Genomic DNA, 16,722 nt, shown 5'->3' with positions numbered 1-16,722 from the left:
GCCCGCCAACGCCCAAATTAACCGCGTCACGCTAGTGCGAAGGACCATTGTCGCCGCAAGGAGCGCGTACGTGATAAAGGACCAGACCTCGCGAGGGGCTAAGCTCGTCATCGGCTTGATCCTGGCCGGCATCGCGATAGCCGCGACCGGTATCGGCTACATCCGCTTCGGCGGCCCCCTTCACCGGCAGAACCTGCTGCAGGACGAGTTGCTGGCTGACATATTGCCGCCGCCCGCCTTTGTGGTGGAACCCTACCTTCATGCCACCTGGGTCCTTGCCGATCCCCAACATGTGGACGGTGCGCTCAAGGAATTGGAGGAAGAGCACGCGCTTTTTCGCCAGCGCCGCGCCTATTGGGCCGAGGCGGACGTGCCGCAGGAATTGCGTGACGAGGTAACCGCCACGATCGGCACGGCCGACGCATTCTGGACCGCGATCGACAACCGCTTCATCCCGGCGATGAAGGCGGGCGATATGGTCACCCTGAAAGAGGTGCACGCAACGGAACTGACTCCTGCCTATCAGCGTCAGCACGATGCGGTGAGCCACCTGGTCGAACTCTCCGGCGAGTATCGGGCAAGCCTCATGGATCGCGCCTATCGGGTTGTCGGAGTGCTGGTCGCGACGTTTGTCGTGATCGCTCTTCTGATTATTACGGCCATCAATCTGGCTGCCCGTGCAATCCGATCGAAGGTCGTATCGCCGCTGGTCGATACGGCAGGACTGATGCAGCGCATGGCCGAAGGCGACTACGCCGGCGAGATTGACGGGGTGGACCGCCCGGACGAGATCGGAACGATGGCCCGCGCCATCCTTGTCTTCCGGGAAAACGGCCTGGCGCGTCAGGCTGCCGAACAGGACCAGCGCGCGGTGGTCGCTGCGCTTTCGGCAGGGCTCGACTGCATGGCCCGGCAGGATCTCGAATTCCGCATCAACACCGCCTTTCCGAGCGGATACGAGGAACTGCGCGGCAACTACAATACTGCCGTCGATGCCCTCGCCTCAGCCCTGCGAACGGTCCGCGTCGGCTCGACAAGCGTGATGGGAGCCATTTCGGAAATCCGGGCCGCCAGCGATGATCTGGCCTATCGCAACGAGCAGCAGGCATCGAGCCTTGCCCAGACCGCCATGGCGATGAACAACGTGACCGGCAGCGTCCGCGAGACCGCAGCCGGAGCACGCAGCGTTCAGGACGCCATTGCGCTGGCACATGATGAAGCGAGTGCCGGTGGCGACGTGGTCAGTCGCGCGGTCGCCGCGATGGCAAAGATCGAAGCTTCCGCGCAGGAAATCAGCCAGATCATCAGCGTGATCGATGGCATTGCCTTCCAGACCAATCTGCTGGCACTCAATGCCGGGGTGGAGGCGGCGCGAGCGGGCGAGGCGGGCAAGGGCTTTGCCGTGGTCGCGACCGAAGTGCGTGCCCTTGCCCAGCGCTCGGCTGAGGCAGCACAGAACATCAAGACCCTGATCGAGACCAGTACCGCGCAAGTGAGTGAAGGCGTGAGCCTTGTCGGTGAGACAGGCACGCGCCTGACCGGCATTGTCGAGCATGTTGCCCGCGTTGATGGTTTGCTCTCGCGCATTGCCGAGACCGCCGCCGAGCAGGCCGAAAGCCTTGCCAGCGTGAACATTGCCGTGGCTGAAATGGACAGGATGACGCAGGCCAATGCGGCTATGGTTGAGCAGTCTTCAGCTGCGACGCACAGTCTCTCGCTCGAGGCTGAGCGACTGACCAGCCTCGTTGCCAGTTTCCGGACGCGAGACAACGACGCCCGTCCCGCCCACGCCGCAAACGCCGGGACACTTCGCCGAACATCCGCCCTTCAAGGCGAGCGGTCCGGTCGGAGGCTTGCCCTGGCGTCAGGCGTCGGCTGATCGCCCTTCGCCGCTGTCCAGCGTTCCATCCTTTTCACGCTTCTCGAATTCGTCGTTCGACATCTGGAGCAGCTTGCGCGCGCCTTCAGAGTTTCGCGCATCGATCTTCTCGATCGCAGCGCGAATACGAGCGGCACTGACCGGCAGGTGCGGATCGCGCATCAGCATGCGCAGAGTCGCCTTCGCCTCATCGAATTGCGCGCGCGCGATCTGGCTGATGGCCACTTCTTCACGCAGGCTGCGATCGTATGGTGCAAGCTCGAGCGATCGGTGCAGCGCCTGCAGGGCGTTGCCGGTCGGCTTGAAGCCCTGGTTGAGGTAGGAAAGATAATAATAGAGGAGCGGCAAAGGGTGGTCGGGTTCGATTGAATTCGCCTTGAGGAATGCGGCGCGGATCGCATTCCATTGCGTGCCGTTAGCGCCTTCCTTCCCGGCCTTTGCGAGCATCGCCCGGCCTTTGAGGAGGTGGGCTTCGGTCGCCTGGGGATCGATCGCAAGGGCGCTTTCGGCAGCGACCAGAGCCGCGTCATGATGCTCGGCGGTATATTCGGCAAGTGCCAGCACGGTCTGGACAAAGGCGGACTGCGGGTAACGTGCGGCGACGGCGCGGGTGTCAACGGCAAGCGCTTCAGCGTCCTTTTCGGCCACGCCCCGCCGAAGCCTTGTCAGCAGGGGGATGACTTCGCTCGATCCCGCGTCGAGCTCGCGCACGGCCACGGTTGCGACGGGCAGGGTTTCCCCCTTGATCAGGTAATAGGGCATCGAGACCTTGCGTCCATAGGACTGCAGATCGAGTTCGAGTTTGCGAAGATCCCCGAAGGCCGCCAGGGCAGCGTCGCGGTCATTCAGTCCGTTAGAGAGTGCTCTCGCATAGGCATAAAGCTGGCCGTCCCGCGTCGGCTCGAACGTCAGCATGTGATAGAGCAGCCACGAGCGCGGATAGAACTGGTCAAAAGCCAGTTCGCGCCGATTGAAATAGGCCTGGCTGTCTACGAGCATTTCCGCAGGGACGGTGACCTGATGAGTCAATTGCCAACCGCGCCATTGCCCGACCAGACCCAGACCGATCGATCCGTTCTTTTCAAAACGCGCGGTCGAGACGAACTCGGCAAAGCCTTCGTTCAGCCAGAGCGGATAGAGGACAGACTGGTTCTCCGAGACAAAATGGTGGGCATATTCGTGCAGCAGCACGCCTTCTTCAAAGCCGTTCTCACCCGTAGCCTGGACGAGGAAAGGCGGGACGATGGCATAGGAGCCGCCGGCAATCGAGGAATAGAAACCGCCGACGTAAGCCCCGCCCTTGCCGAACAGGCGCGACACCTCGATCTGGCTCTGCACCATGAAGATGGTCACGCGGTTAGCGGGTGAAACGGGCTCGTCCGGACGGTTGGTCAGCTGGCGCAGCGCGGCGTCGAAGCGTTCGAGCTTGGTCGCCATGATGCGGGACTGATCCATCCCGCGATCGGAATAGACGACGAAGTGCTTGCTCGATGCCTCGAACCACTTTGCCTGCACGCTCGGAGCCAGCGTGAACAACGACGCCACGGCCAACAAGCTTTTGATAAATAGGCGCACGCATCCCCCGTTCGCTGCGATTGCGGCTGACCTTATCGGGATGGCGAGGCGGGACAATCCCTTTTCTCGCGGAACTGGAAGCAACCGAAGGCCGCCGTGCAAGCGGCCTTCGGTGTCATTGTCTGTCGTGAAGCGCTTCCGCTCGCTCAGCGGCCCTTGCGGTGCTCACCCTTTACCCAGCGCACTGTGCCCGAAGAAGCGCGCATCACCACGCTTTCGGTCGTCATCACGCCGTTCTTGTGTACCTTGACGCCCGAAAGCAGCGAACCGTCGGTCACGCCGGTCGCGGCGAAGATGCAGTCGCCCTTCGCCAGCTCGATCAGGTCATACTGCTTGTTGAGATCGTCGATGCCCCATTTGCGGGCACGCGCCTTTTCATCCTCGTTGCGGAACAGCAGGCGTCCCTTGAACTGGCCACCGACACAGCGCAGGGCGGCTGCCGCCAGCACGCCTTCGGGCGCGCCGCCGGTGCCCATGTACATGTCGATGCCGGTGTCCTCGTTGGTCACCGCAATCACGCCGGCCACGTCGCCGTCGGGGATCAGCGCGATGCCGCAGCCCAGCGAGCGCAGTTCCGCGATCAGGTCCGAATGGCGCGGGCGATCGAGGACACAAACGATGATGTCGCCCGGAGCGACGCCCTTTGCCGCGGCCACGGCCTTGACGTTCTCGGCGGGCGACTTGTCGAGATCGATGATGCCGTCGGGATAGCCGGGGCCAACCGCCAGCTTGTCCATGTAGACGTCCGGGGCATTGAGCAGACCACCTTCTTCTGCCACGGCCAGGACCGCAAGGGCGTTCGGGCCCGCCTTGGCAGTGATCGTCGTGCCTTCGAGCGGGTCGAGTGCAATGTCGATCTTGGGACCGCGACCGGGCGCTGCGCCGACCTTCTCGCCGATGTAGAGCATCGGCGCCTCGTCGCGCTCGCCTTCGCCGATCACGACGGTGCCGTCCATCTCGAGTTCGTTGAACGCCGCGCGCATGGCTTCGACCGCTGCGGCATCGGCCGCCTTTTCGTCTCCGCGACCGATCAGCCGCGACGCGCCGATGGCGGCCGCCTCGGTGACGCGGACCATTTCGAGCACGAGCACGCGGTCCAGAACTTGCGACGGAGCGGGGATGGTTGGCTTGTCGGTCACGGTGTTTCCCTAATGATCGGGGCCCGGATCAGTCGTCCGGGAGGAGTGTTCAGCCAGTGTGCAGGATCTCACCGGCAGGACCGGCTCGACGCGGCGCACTTGCTGTGCGAAGATTGTGCAAACGTATGCGTGAACTTCATAGTCTTGGCGTGGCAGCATTGCATGGCACAGGTGACGTGGGTGTGACCTAGGCACTAGACGCGAGGGAAGGGTCTTGTCGAGACGAAGAGTAACGGTTTTTGGCGGCCTCGCGCTTCTTTTTGGAGGCGCACCTGCGCTTGCGCAACAACAGGCAGTGTCTTCAGCCCCGATGCAGGGGCCCGCGGCACCTGTTGGTGCGACTCCACAGGACGATGCCGCCATGTCGCAGCGACTGCTGACCGGGGCGCAGGCCGAGCGCTGTCGCCCGATGCAGAGGTCGGACGGCACGATCGTGGTCTGCGGCGGCAAGGAGGCGAGCGAGAAGGAGCGCATCCCGCTGCGCGACGAAACCGATAGCGCCAAATCCACCAACGACGGCTTGCCGCGTGCGCCCAATGTCTCCGGGCTGAGGGATTGCAGCCGTGGTTGCATTGGCCTCGGGGGCGTGCCGCCGCCGGTCTATTACTTCGACATCAAGGCGCTGCCGCCGCCCCCTCCGGGATCGGATGCCGATCGCATTGCCAAGGGCGAGATTCCCGCGCCCTGACCTCTGCGGCTATTCGCCGAGGATGTGCATGACCAGCGGAGGCTCTGCCAGCGCGGGCGAGCCTTCGAGCAGGCGCAGCGCCTCGGTTATCGCGCTTTCCGGTCCTTCATGCGTGACCATCGCGACCATGACCTGCGCATTGTCCGAATTGCCCTTCTGGATCAGGCTTTCGATCGACACGCCGGCATCGCGCATGGCGGCGGTGATCTCGGCCAGCACGCCGGGGCGATCGGCCACGTTGAAGCGGATATAGGCCTTGCCGGTGCGGTGCCCGACGTCGGCTGGCGCGGCATGATCGAGTTCGGCCACGGGGATGGAGAACGGCGCGCCGATGTCGCCGCGCGCAATGTCGATCAGGTCGGCGACCACGGCGCTTGCCGTAGGACCGTCGCCGGCACCGGCACCCTGGAAGAGCAGGCGGCCCACGAAGTTGCCCTCGGCCACGACTGCGTTGGTTGCACCGTCGACATGGGCGAGGGGGTGATCGCGATGGACGAGATGGGGGTGGACGCGCTGGAACAACCGGCGGTTGCCTTGCGCATCAATCTCGGTCTGCGCCATGCCGATCAGGCGGATGTAGTAACCCAGCGCATCGGCCTGCGCGATGTCGGCGGCCAGAACGCGGCGGATGCCGGTCGCAGCCACGGGCTTGAAGTCCACGGCGGTGCCGAACGCGATCGACGAGAGGATCGCCAGCTTGTGCGCCGCGTCGATGCCGTCGATGTCGAATGTCGGGTCGGCTTCGGCATAGCCCTTGGCCTGCGCCTCAGCGAGCACGTCGGCAAAGTCGCGACCGGTGTCCTCCATCGTGGAGAGGATGTAATTGCAGGTGCCGTTGAGAATGCCGTAGACACGCGCGATCTCGTTGGCCGCGACGCCTTCTTTGAGGCCCTTGATCACCGGGATGCCGCCAGCAACCGCAGCCTCGAACTTGAGCGCGACCTTGGCTGCCTCGGCCTTGGTGGCCAGTTCGACGCCGTGATGCGCGATCATCGCCTTGTTGGCGGTGACGAGCGCCTTGCCCGCCTCGAAGGTTGTGCGTGCCAGCGCCAGGGCAGGACCGTCGGCGCCGCCCACGAGTTCGACGACGACGTCGACGTCGGGGCGTTCGCCGAGAATGACCATGTCGTCTTCCCAGGCATAGCGCGAGACGTCGAACCCGCGATCCTTGTGGCGATTTCGGGCGCTGACCGTGGTGATCACGATCGGTCGGCCCGCGCGGCGCGCGATAAGGTCGGCATTCGCCTCGATCAGCCGGATCACGCCGCCACCCACTGTTCCCAGTCCGGCCAGCGCGATGCGCAAAGGTTCGCTCATAACAGTCCCGTCTACCTCAATACCCGCGCGCGCCTTAGGGGACCGGGCGACGCGGAGCAACAACGGGATGTATCAGCGCGCAACCGCCGGACGCGTCCGCGTACACGGCCCCAGCTGCGCAAGAACGAAGGCGTAGTCTTCCTGCGCCGCCGCGTGCTCGGCCGCGTTGCCGGAAAGCGAAGCGCCTTCAGGTATCGCGGGTGGAAGGAAGCAGGCGAGACGATACCACGTCAGCGTGTCGGGAACCGGAGGGCGCGCGGCCTGGTCGACGATCTCCGATAGACTGACGCCCCAGGTGCGTTCCATGCCCGGTCGGCGAACCACCGAAAGAGAAACCGGCGCGCTGGTCTCGGTCTGGAGAAAGACCTGCGTCTCGCCTTCGCCGGCAAGATTTCCGGGCACGAACAGGACCTCGCGCAGGGCCTTGATCCGCGGAGCAGCCTCGGGCGCGAGCAGTTCGGTCAGGATCGCGCGCGTGCGTGTCTCGCTTGCGGTCGACCAGGGAAGCTGCGCACCGCCGTCGACGAGGCGCAGTTCACCCACACGGCCCGGCACGGTGCGTGCGAACAGCATGACCTGCGCCTTGCCCAACTTGGGCACCTTGCCTTTCGCATCCAGCGGCACATCGGTGAGGTAGCGCACGGACTCGCCCATCGCAGGTCCCGACAGGACGGCCAGGGTCTTCGCTTCGATCAGCAGGCGCGCCATTCCCGGTGCAAGTCCGGGGGTCTGCTCGGGCTTGAGGCGGTTGATCTTGCGCACCTGGGCGCGCAGGACGACTTCAGATGCATCGGCAAGGCTGGCCAGATCGGCATAGGTCAGTTCGTCCGCAGCGCTTGTGACAGCGTTGCCAACGCCGCGAATCAGGGGTTGCTGAGCAGTTGCAGCATTTATGCCTGCCGGCAGGGGCGCGCAGGCAGCCAGAACCAGCAGCGGTGTGAAAATCGTTCTAGATAGGTACATTTGTAATCTCCGGCGGCTTCGCGCGGGCCGCACACCGTCACTTTTCGGGCCATTCCAGCAGGTGGAACCATGAATCGCCAGTTAACGGATAAAGCATTTGCGCGGATATGGCTTCGCCGTTAAAGATGCCAGTCGTTCGGGCAATCCAAAAACAAGCAGCCCGACGCTTGCCGCCGCCAGCCCACCCGGGTTGATGTCGGCGGACCGGGTTGCCGGCAGGGTGGATTGAAATTTGCTGGATTGGCCTTCGGGCAGGACGGTGATCCTGCGCGCAGGGCTCCACCTTGGTCAGGGCCGCGTTCGCGTGCTCCGGGCCCAGGTGGGCGATCAGGAGTATTGGAGCTGAATGGCATACGCTGACCAACAGATGAGCGGTAACAAGATCACCGCGCTCATCATCGTTGCGATCCTTCATGTCGTCGTCGGCTATGCGCTGGTCACTGGACTTGCGTACGAGGCGATCAAGAAGGTGAAAGAGGTAACCTCGGCGGTCAACATCGAGGAAGAGAAGCCGCCGGAAGAACCGCCGCCGCCTCCTCCTCCGAAGGATGACACGCCCCCACCGCCGATCGTCGCGCCTCCGCCGCCGATCAGCTTTAACGCGCCCGCTCCGCAGGTGCAGACGGTGAATCAAGCACCGCCGATTCCGGCTCCGCCGGCACCGGTTGCGCTTCCTGCGCCGCCTGCAGCTCCGCCGGCACCGCGTTTCCAGCCGAAGGCCGCTGCCCCCAAGGGCAATCCCGGTAACTGGGCGACGTCGAACGACTACCCCTCGCGTGCGCTTCGCGAAGAGCGTGAAGGCACCACGGGTTTCCGTGTCACGGTCGGAACAGACGGCAAGGTTACGGACTGCCAGATCACCAGATCTTCAGGCAGCACCGATCTTGACGATGCGACTTGCGCCAACGTCCGCCGCCGCGCGCGCTTTGCGCCTGCGATGGATGGCGAAGGTCAGCCGACCACGGGCTCGTATTCGAACTCGATCCGCTGGGTCATTCCGAAGGATTGATCCAGCCGGGCGGAAACGCCTGAAATTGACACGAGAGCCCGGTCAAACGGCTTTCACGCACTTTGATTTGAATTGAAGAGGAAGACTCGCATGTTCATCTACAACCTTGCCGCCGGGGCCGCCAACGCCGCGCCGCAGAACAAGTTCGGTTTCGCCGAAGCGCTTCAGCAGGGCGGTTTCATCGCCTACGCAACCGTGATCATTCTCGGCATCATGTCGTTCGGTTCGTTCTTCATCCTGTTCACCAAGTTCTTCGAACAGAACAAGATCCTCGGCCAATACAAGGCGATCCGCAGCACCTTCTGGCGCGCTCCCTCGCTTCGGGAAGGCGCTGCCAAGCTCGACAAGAACTCGGCATGGCGCCAGCTCGTCGACGACGGCATCGCCGCTGAAGACCAGCACGCCAAGATGACCGACGCCCTCGAAGCGCACGACTGGCTGCACGGCTCGCTCGCCCGCTCGGAAGCTTCGATCAACTCGCGTCTGGCTGGTGGTCTTCCGTTCCTTGCAACCGTGGGCGCTACCTCGCCGTTCATCGGTCTGTTCGGTACCGTGGTCGGCATCTATCGCGCTCTGATCAATATCGGCCTCGCCGGGTCGGCCTCGATCGACAAGGTCGCAGGTCCGGTCGGTGAAGCTCTGATCATGACCGCGCTCGGTCTGCTCGTCGCCGTTCCGGCCGTGCTTGCCTACAACTGGCTGCAGGCTCGCAACAAGAAGATCGGTGAACTGCTCTCGGGCTTCTCGACCGACCTTCTGGCGAACATCAACTCGAAGGGTGCGGTCAAGCCGGCGGTTACCGCTGCTCCCGCCACCCCGGCCGCTCCGGTCAAGAAGTAAGTCAGAACCGGGCTGGCGGTTCGCCGCTGGCCCCTTTCCGGACACGCGGGCTTCTGCCGGAGTTTTCCCCTCGGGGACGCTCCGGCACCTCCCGCGGATCAGAACGGATAGGATGTAACCCATGGCAATGTCTGTAGGCGGCGCTGGCGGTCAAGAACGCCCGATGTCGGACATCAATACCACGCCGCTCGTGGACGTGATGCTGGTGCTGCTGATCATCTTCCTCATCGCGGTGCCCGTCGCGATCCAGACTGTCGAAAAGCTCAAGGTGCCCGTCCTTCCCAGCGAGGAATCGCAGGACAAGGTCGAGAACCTGATGCTTTCGGTGGTCGCGACAGACGCTGCAGGTCGTAGCCCGAAGGAGCCCGGTTACGAGGGTTCCTCGCGCACCGGCCAGTGCCGCGTCTATTTCAACAACACGACCCCGGTCGACAACCAGGAGCTGTACCAGCAGGCTTTCAATCGCCTCGATGCGATTGTGAAGCGTGAAGGCGGCGCCGCCAACATGGATCCGGAGAAGATCCCCGAAGTGCAGATCCGCGGCGACGTGAACGTCCCCTGGAAGTGCATCGCCGGGGCCATCTACAACGTCCAGTCGGCTGGCTATCCCAAGGTCGGCTTCATCTCCACCCCGGTTGACCCCAACGGTTAACGCCGCTCGGAGCGGTCGGGTGGCTTCCGGGCACCCCGACCGGCCGACCGGGTCAGAGAACGAACAGGAGTACCAAACATGGGTATGAGCGCCGGCAAAGATGATGGCGAGCCGATGATGGAAATGAACACGACGCCGTTGATCGACGTCATGCTCGTTCTCCTCATCATGTTCATCATCACCATCCCCGTGGCGACCCACGCGGTGAACATCGACCTTCCGCAGCCTTCGCAGGTTCCGAACAACGTCACCGTCGATCCGATCAAGAACAAGCTCGTCCTGACGATGTCGAACCAGATCCTCTGGAACGGCGCCCCGATCAATTCGGGTCAGCTTGTCTCGATCCTCGAATCGACCAAGGCAATCGATCCCGAGCCGGAACTTCAGTTCCAGCCGGAGGAATATGCGAGCTATGAGATCGCGAACCAGCTGATGAAGATCATCACGGATTCGAAGGTCACCAAGTTCGGCTTCGTCGGCAACGAGAACTTCGCCACCTTCCAGAAGTCTGGCCAGTAAGTCTCTCGCACGCTGCGAACGAAAAGATCAGGGGAGCGGAGCGATCCGCTCCCTTTTTCCATGCCTTCAATCCGCCCGCATAGCTGCTGCGGCAAGGCTCTCGGCTTCGACCAGCAGCTCATCGTCCGCCGCGCCAGCGGGGAGTGTCTCGCGGCCGATCATCACCAGCACGGGCACCGCAAGCGGGGTAACCCGATCCAGCTTCACGTGGACAAGCTGGCCCTCGGCGCGATCGAGCAGATCACCCAGCCGTCCGACGTCGGTCATGCGCGCCCGCGCGTCGGCCCAAGCGGCCTGGATCAGCAAATGATCCGGCTCGTATTTGCGCAAAACATCGTAGATGAGGTCGGTCGAAAAGGTGACTTGCTTGCCGGATTTGCGCTTGCCCGGGTGCTGGCGCTCCACCAGCCCGGATATGACTGCCACCTCGCGGAAGGCGCGGCGCAGGAGATGCGATTCCTGAACCCATTCTACGAACTCGTGTGCCAGAATGTCGGGTGACAGGAGCGGCCCAGGATCATCGACCGGCCGCACGCCCCAGACGGCCAAAGAGTAATCGTTGGCAACGAAGCCCAGCGGCATCAGTCCGCGCTCATTCATTCGCCGAGTGATCAACATGCCCAGCGACTGGTTCGCGTTCCATCCCTCGAAGGTGTAATAGACCGTGTAGTGCCGACCGTTGTGCGGGAAGCTCTCGGCCAGAAGCTCTCCGGGGCCGGGCAAGCGGCTCCGCCAGTCCTGCATCTCCAGCCATTCGCGGACGTCATCGGGGAACCGCGACCAGCCGGGCCGGTCGACCATCAGTTCACGAACGCGCTCGGAAAGATGCGTGGTCAATGGCAGGCGCGCACCCATGTAGCTGGGGATCTGCCCCGGCTTCTTGGCCGCGCGAACGATCAGTTCAAGATCGCGCAAGCCTTCGACCTCGAGATCCATGCCGGCAAAGCGAATCGTGTCGCCCGGTGAAAGCGTCGCGCCGAAGGCCTCCTCGACCTTGCCGAGGCTGCGCCCATTGCGGAAGCGCACTTCGAGCATCTCGGCATCGACAATGATCCCGGCGTTCAGGCGATGGCGCGCGGCGTGTTCGGGATGGGCCAGTCGCCAGGTGCCCTGCCGATCGCGGACAATGCGCTTGAACCGGTCATAGGCCCGCAGCGCGTAGCCCCCGGTCGCAACGAACTCGAGCACGCGTGTCCATTGGGCGTCGTCGATCCAGCGATAGGGATGGGCCGAACGTACTTCGGCGAGCAGGGTAGTCTCGTCGAAAGGCCCCGCACAGGCGCAGGCCATGACGTGCTGGGCAAGAACGTCGAGCCCGCCGGGCCGAAAATCCTCACCATCGCGCTGGCCTTGCTCGACGGCTTCCTGAGCTGCGAAAGCCTCAAGGAATTCAAAGCGATTGCCGGGGACAAGAAGCGCACGACTCGGGCAATCGAGGCGGTGATTGGCACGGCCAATGCGCTGGAGCAGGCGCGACGAACCCTTGGGCGCGCCCATCTGCACGACCAGATCGATGTCACCCCAGTCGACGCCGAGATCGAGGCTTGCGGTGCAGACCAGTGCGCGCAGCTCGCCCCGCGCCATGGCCCCTTCGACCTTGCGGCGCGCTTCCTTCGACAAGGATCCATGGTGGATGCCGATGGGCAGCTTGTCGTCGTTCACGTCCCACAGCAGCTGAAAGATGTATTCGGCAAGGAATCGCGTGTTGGTGAAGATGAGGGTGGTCCGGTTGCGCCGGATTTCGTCATAAAGCTGCGGCACGGCCCATGCCGCCGCATGGCCACCCCACGGCACGCGCTGATCGACCGGGTTCAGAATCGAAACCTCGGGTTCGGCCCCGGCCTCGCCATCCACCAGCCTGACGGACTTCGCCTCACCATCGGGCGCGAGCCATGCGCGGAACTCGTCGGGTATCGCTACGGTGGCGGAAAGCGCCGCGCGCCGCACGTCAGGTGCAATCGCCTGAAGCCGGGCGAGCGAAAGCGCCAGCAGATCGCCGCGCTTGCCCGTAGCGAAGGCGTGCACCTCGTCGATGATCACGCGCTTGAGGCTGGCGAACATGGTCGCTGCCTCGGGATAGCTCAGCAGCAGCGAGAGCGATTCGGGCGTGGTGAGAAGCACGTGCGGCGGGCGCGCACGCTGGCGGGCCTTGCGATCGGACGGTGTATCGCCGCTGCGCGTCTCGATCCGCATGGGCAAGCCGATGTCGTCGACCGGTGTCAGCAGGTTGCGCTGGACGTCGTGCGCCAGCGCTTTGAGCGGCGAGACATAGAGCGTGTGCAGACCGTCGCCGGGCGGATCGTCCCCGGCAAAGTCGGCCAGTGTTGGCAGGAACCCAGCGAGCGTCTTGCCAGCGCCGGTATCGGCCACGAGCAGCGCGTGCTCGCCCGCGCGGGCCGCCTCGAGCATCTCCCACTGGTGGCGGCGGACGCGCCAGCCCCGCGCGGCGAACCAATCGGCTATGGCGGGAGGAAGCGTCATCCCGCTCAAGATAGGGACTGTTCTACAGGACCGAAAGGATGGCGGGGCGCTCCTTGCCCGGCCAACGCAAGGTTGCATCGATCATTGCGATGATCACGGCGCACTGGTCGGCGTCCGACCCCTTTCCATCCATCGCCTGGCGCACCCGTGCCTCACCAATGCCGGTATTCTCCATGACCTTGCCGACCAGTTCGCCCGGCACGCTGACCCGCCCCGGCGCAATCCGGGCCGGCGGTCCAAGCTGGTGTGCGTCAAGCATACGCCGGGCCAGATCGCCCTCGCGCAGCAGCACGCCTGTGCCGACGGTTACTTCCGGGGCGAGCCGCCGGGTGCGAACATAGCTCATGCACTGGGCAGCACCTGCCTTGCGCGCAGCCCGCAGAACATCGATTCGGACGCGCTGCACATCGTCGAGAAGCGGCCCCTTCATCACGCGTGCTGTCATGTACATGCGCTCGCGCACCAGATCGCGGACCTTGGCGATATAGGCATCGTCGCTGTCCTTCTCCGACCGCGCGATCGTGCGATTGGCCGAGAACAACGCGGCGAGATCGGGCTGGCGGGCCTGGACCTGCTCGAACGTCACGGACTCGCCGAAAATGCTGCTGACCGCGCGCGCTATTATTGCAGTGTCGTTTCCGGCCTGCCCCGCCTCGACCGGTGGCGGAGCGTAATAGGGCTGGGACTCCCGATCCGATCCGGCATAGCGCGCGATTTGAACCAGCAGGATTGCCGCGAAAATCGCGATCCGCGACTTGCTCCACCAGCCGTCCGATGCACCGGCTGGCTGCCGTTCCCACAGCGCAACGCGCCAGGGATCGAAGTGATGTTCGATTTCGGGGAAATTCTTGCGCACGCCTTCCAGCAGTTGCTCAACCTCGCTGCGCTTCACGAACCAGCCCCGCCGGCTTCCCTGCTGGGCGGGCGTCGTCAATTCGGTCCAGGCCTTGTGAAGGGGATGACCCGGAGCTTCGACTTTCTCGCGGAATCGCAGCCCGCGCAGGCGCGCGTTGAGGAAGGCCACAGCAGGCCGCTCGCTCACCTGCCCGCGCTCGCTCTCCCATCCAAAGACCGCGGCCGCAGGCTCGAGCAAGGGGGCCGAGCGCGGCCATGTGCGGGCAAGCAGACCCGCCAGCCAGTTGTCGATCTCATCAAACGCGGTGACGCTTACCGTTTCGGCATTGTGGAGCACGGCCTTGAGGTGACCGCGCGCCATGGCTTCTTCCCACCCTTCAAGCGGTGGCATGTCCTCGCCGCTCCCTTCGGGCAACAACAGGCGATGCAGTGCCTGCTCGTGGGCCCACGATGGCATGACCGCGTCGGCATTGTGTTCGAGCCCGAGCAGCACCGGCCGCGCGAAGGGGTCGCGCGCAAAGGCGATGGCCTGTTCGGCTGGCGCTTTTGCCTGCGCGAACCCCGGCGTGACGTCGAGCGATTGGGTGCTTTGGCCGAGACGGGTGGTCAGGGTCGGATCGGCCGTGCCGGTCGCTTCCGGAGCGGAGTAAAGCCAGCTTGAGCTTTCAGGCGAGGGGCCGTCAGGCTCGGCCGCTTCTCCCCTGTCCAGCGGGGCAGCCGGAACTTCGGAATCGATCGTTTCGACTTTGGGCGCGCCCTGCATCCGCGCCCAGCGCAAGGCGGTGTCGCGGGCATCGCGCAGGCGGGCATAGCCTGCCACATCGCGATCGACGTCCATTGCCTTGAGCTTGTCGGCATAGGCGCGACGAATCGCGGCGACGTCGCCCGTCTTGGCAAGACCGAGTGCGCCAAAGGCTTGGGTGGGTGTCACCTGGCGCCCCTCATAGCGGCGAGCGCGCTTCGAGCATGTCGAGCAGGCCGGCAAGGCTGGCAGCGGCATCGGCGATGCGGCGCGGGTCCTGGCTGTCGAGCGCAGACGTGAAGGCCAGCGTGCGTTCGCCGACCATGGCTCGGGCATCGCCGAGGAATTCCTCGAAGCAGCGCTCGGCGCGCGCGAGCAGTGCCTGGTTTGACGCTTCCTCGCGCGGATGATGCTTGAGCGCGGCCAGTGCCTTGCGCCGCGCATCCAGATCGCTGGTGGCCCGGCGGTCTTCCTCGTCGATGATCATCAGATTGTGCCTGGCGCCGGTAAGCGGCACCTCCACGTCCACCTCGAGCAGGCCGGAGCTGTCATAGGAAAAGCGCACGTCGATGGCGACTTCGCCCTCCGGGCGCGGCGGCACCGGCACCTTGAGCGTGCCCAGCTTGACGTTGCCCGCAACCTCGCGGGCCTCGCCCTGATAGATCGAGACCTCGATCTGCTTCTGGTTCTCGCTCATCGTGCTGTAGACGCCCGATCGGCTGACCGGCACCGGAGTGTTGCGATCGATGATTGGCGAAAACAGCCCCTGCTGGATCATGCCGCGCTGGGTGCGCTCGGCGGTTTCGATGCCGAGCGTGAAGGGGCAGACGTCGGTGATGCGGATCTCATCCAGTCCGCTGTCGCGCGCGATCAACCCGCCCTGGATCGCCGCGCCAAGGGCTACGGCATGGTCGGGATGGACCGAGGAGTTTGGAAAACGGCCGAACAGGCGGGTGATCGCCTTGCGCACCACGGGCATGCGCGTGCCACCGCCGACCAGAACGATTTCGCTGAGCGAAGCGGCATCGATCTGCGTATCGCGCAGCGCTCGCACCACCGGATCGCGCAGGCGACGGATGAGACCCTCAGCCTGGGCTTCGAATTCGCTGGTGGTGACCGTGACACAGAGGCGCTGTTCCCCCACCGTCACGGCGAACTCGGCCTCGGCAGCATCCGACAGCGCGCGGCGGGCCCGCTCGGCAGCCTGTTGTAGCAGAGCGTCAGCCTGCGCCTGCCCAAGCGCCGAAAGCCGGTTTTCGGGATCGAGCCGTCCCCGGACTGCAGCCACCAGCGCGGCGTTGAAATCGTCGCCACCCAGCCGGTTGTCGCCCGCCGATGCGCGCACTTCGACAATGCCCTCGAACATCTCGACGATCGAGACGTCGAAAGTGCCCCCGCCAAGGTCGAAAACGAGGAATGGCTCGCGCTCGGCCTTGTCCTGCAGACCGAAAGCAAGCGCGGCGGCGGTGGGTTCGTTGATAAGGCGGCGGACGGTCAGCCCGGCGAGCTCGCCCGCACGCCGTGTCGCCTTGCGCTGGCGGTCGTTGAAATAGGCCGGGACGGTAATCACCGCCTCTAAAGGTCGTTCGCCAGTGAGCGCCTCGACATCGTCACGCAACGCCATGAGCACGAGTGCCGAGAGGTCCTCGGCCGAAAAGTCCTTGCGAGCGAGGCGCACCTTGCGGTCGGTGCCCATCAGGCGCTTGAAGCTGGTGGCGGTGGCGCCGTCCTTCAACGCCATCCGATCGAGTGCGGCTGCGCCTACCAGCGTGGTGCCATCGGGCAGGACCGAGACAGCCGAAGGCGTCAGCAAGGCGCCGAGCGCATTGGGCACCAGCTGCGCCTGACCATCCTTCCACAGGGCCACCGCAGAATTGGTGGTGCCCAGATCGATCCCGATGAGCATTCTTCTGAAAATCCTTCGCGAAGCCTGATGCGACAGCGATATCCGACTTGGCAAGGGCAAAGCGGCACCGATCCGCAGATCGCCCGCGACGAAGCGCCTGTGCGGTGCGACCAGCGCTTGCGCCAAGGCAGGCTCCGGCCCGTTTCTTCAGCATGAC

At 64.4% G+C, this 16,722-nt stretch carries 13 protein-coding genes; 6 read left to right on the top strand and 7 right to left on the bottom strand.

Translation table 11 applies throughout. The features are described from left to right. The first annotated feature begins 70 nt into the window (after positions 1 to 70). The gene (locus AC2A04_RS08210; protein WP_484211836.1) at positions 71 to 1,879 is read left to right on the top strand and encodes a methyl-accepting chemotaxis protein; all 1,809 of its coding nucleotides are present in this window, start codon (positions 71 to 73) and stop codon (positions 1,877 to 1,879) included. On the opposite strand, the gene AC2A04_RS08205 is transcribed toward AC2A04_RS08210, so the two are convergent. Both AC2A04_RS08205 and glpX read right to left on the bottom strand, forming a co-directional pair. Continuing rightward, positions 1,865 to 3,424, bottom strand: coding sequence for a hypothetical protein (locus AC2A04_RS08205; RefSeq protein WP_484211835.1), 1,560 nt, complete (start codon positions 3,422 to 3,424; stop codon positions 1,865 to 1,867). The two genes, AC2A04_RS08210 and AC2A04_RS08205, sit on opposite strands and share 15 nt — an antisense overlap. 176 nt (positions 3,425 to 3,600) lie before the next feature. Next, positions 3,601 to 4,593, bottom strand: a complete 993-nt coding sequence (gene glpX / locus AC2A04_RS08200) for a class II fructose-bisphosphatase (RefSeq protein WP_484211834.1) — start codon at positions 4,591 to 4,593, stop codon at positions 3,601 to 3,603. 361 nt (positions 4,594 to 4,954) lie between these two features. On the opposite strand from glpX, the gene AC2A04_RS08195 reads away from it, so the two are divergent. Next, positions 4,955 to 5,281, top strand: coding sequence for a hypothetical protein (locus AC2A04_RS08195; RefSeq protein WP_484211833.1), 327 nt, complete (start codon positions 4,955 to 4,957; stop codon positions 5,279 to 5,281). A 9-nt stretch (positions 5,282 to 5,290) separates the two neighbouring features. Here the strand turns inward: AC2A04_RS08195 and AC2A04_RS08190 are convergent, their stop codons facing one another. Then, positions 5,291 to 6,598 carry a homoserine dehydrogenase gene (locus tag AC2A04_RS08190; protein ID WP_484211832.1) on the bottom strand — a complete coding sequence of 436 codons (1,308 nt, stop codon included), beginning with the start codon at positions 6,596 to 6,598 and terminating at the stop codon, positions 5,291 to 5,293. A gap of 72 nt (positions 6,599 to 6,670) precedes the next feature. After that, positions 6,671 to 7,561, bottom strand: coding sequence for a hypothetical protein (locus tag AC2A04_RS08185; RefSeq protein WP_484211831.1), 891 nt, complete (start codon positions 7,559 to 7,561; stop codon positions 6,671 to 6,673). 346 nt (positions 7,562 to 7,907) lie between these two features. On the opposite strand from AC2A04_RS08185, the gene AC2A04_RS08180 reads away from it, so the two are divergent. The 4 genes from AC2A04_RS08180 (at position 7,908) to AC2A04_RS08165 (ending at position 10,581) form a co-directional block, all read left to right on the top strand. After that, on the top strand, positions 7,908 to 8,570 hold the full coding sequence (locus AC2A04_RS08180; RefSeq protein WP_484211830.1) for an energy transducer TonB: 663 nt from the start codon (positions 7,908 to 7,910) through the stop codon (positions 8,568 to 8,570). Between the two features lie 90 nt (positions 8,571 to 8,660). Next, positions 8,661 to 9,410, top strand: a complete 750-nt coding sequence (locus AC2A04_RS08175; protein WP_484211829.1) for a MotA/TolQ/ExbB proton channel family protein — start codon at positions 8,661 to 8,663, stop codon at positions 9,408 to 9,410. Positions 9,411 to 9,531: 121 nt separating this feature from the next. Further along, complete coding sequence (locus AC2A04_RS08170; RefSeq protein ID WP_484211828.1) at positions 9,532 to 10,062, top strand: ExbD/TolR family protein; 531 nt, start codon at positions 9,532 to 9,534, stop codon at positions 10,060 to 10,062. Between the two features lie 78 nt (positions 10,063 to 10,140). Beyond that, positions 10,141 to 10,581, top strand: coding sequence for an ExbD/TolR family protein (locus AC2A04_RS08165; protein ID WP_484211827.1), 441 nt, complete (start codon positions 10,141 to 10,143; stop codon positions 10,579 to 10,581). A 66-nt stretch (positions 10,582 to 10,647) separates the two neighbouring features. Here the strand turns inward: AC2A04_RS08165 and AC2A04_RS08160 are convergent, their stop codons facing one another. Genes AC2A04_RS08160 through AC2A04_RS08150 form a run of 3 tightly spaced genes read right to left on the bottom strand, consistent with a single transcriptional unit; the run spans position 10,648 to position 16,565 of the window. Further along, a complete protein-coding gene (locus AC2A04_RS08160; RefSeq protein WP_484211826.1) occupies positions 10,648 to 13,062 on the bottom strand; it encodes a ligase-associated DNA damage response DEXH box helicase in 2,415 nt (804 codons plus the stop codon). 22 nt (positions 13,063 to 13,084) lie between these two features. Next, complete coding sequence (locus AC2A04_RS08155; protein ID WP_484211825.1) at positions 13,085 to 14,848, bottom strand: hypothetical protein; 1,764 nt, start codon at positions 14,846 to 14,848, stop codon at positions 13,085 to 13,087. A 10-nt stretch (positions 14,849 to 14,858) separates the two neighbouring features. Next, positions 14,859 to 16,565 carry an Hsp70 family protein gene (locus AC2A04_RS08150; RefSeq protein ID WP_484211824.1) on the bottom strand — a complete coding sequence of 569 codons (1,707 nt, stop codon included), beginning with the start codon at positions 16,563 to 16,565 and terminating at the stop codon, positions 14,859 to 14,861. Positions 16,566 to 16,722: the final 157 nt, after the last annotated feature.

Source organism: Novosphingobium sp. HNCC26DJ243, assembly GCF_057180545.1.
The sequence above is the reverse complement of the archived record's forward strand: the minus strand, read 5'-3'. Positions and strand labels throughout refer to the sequence as shown.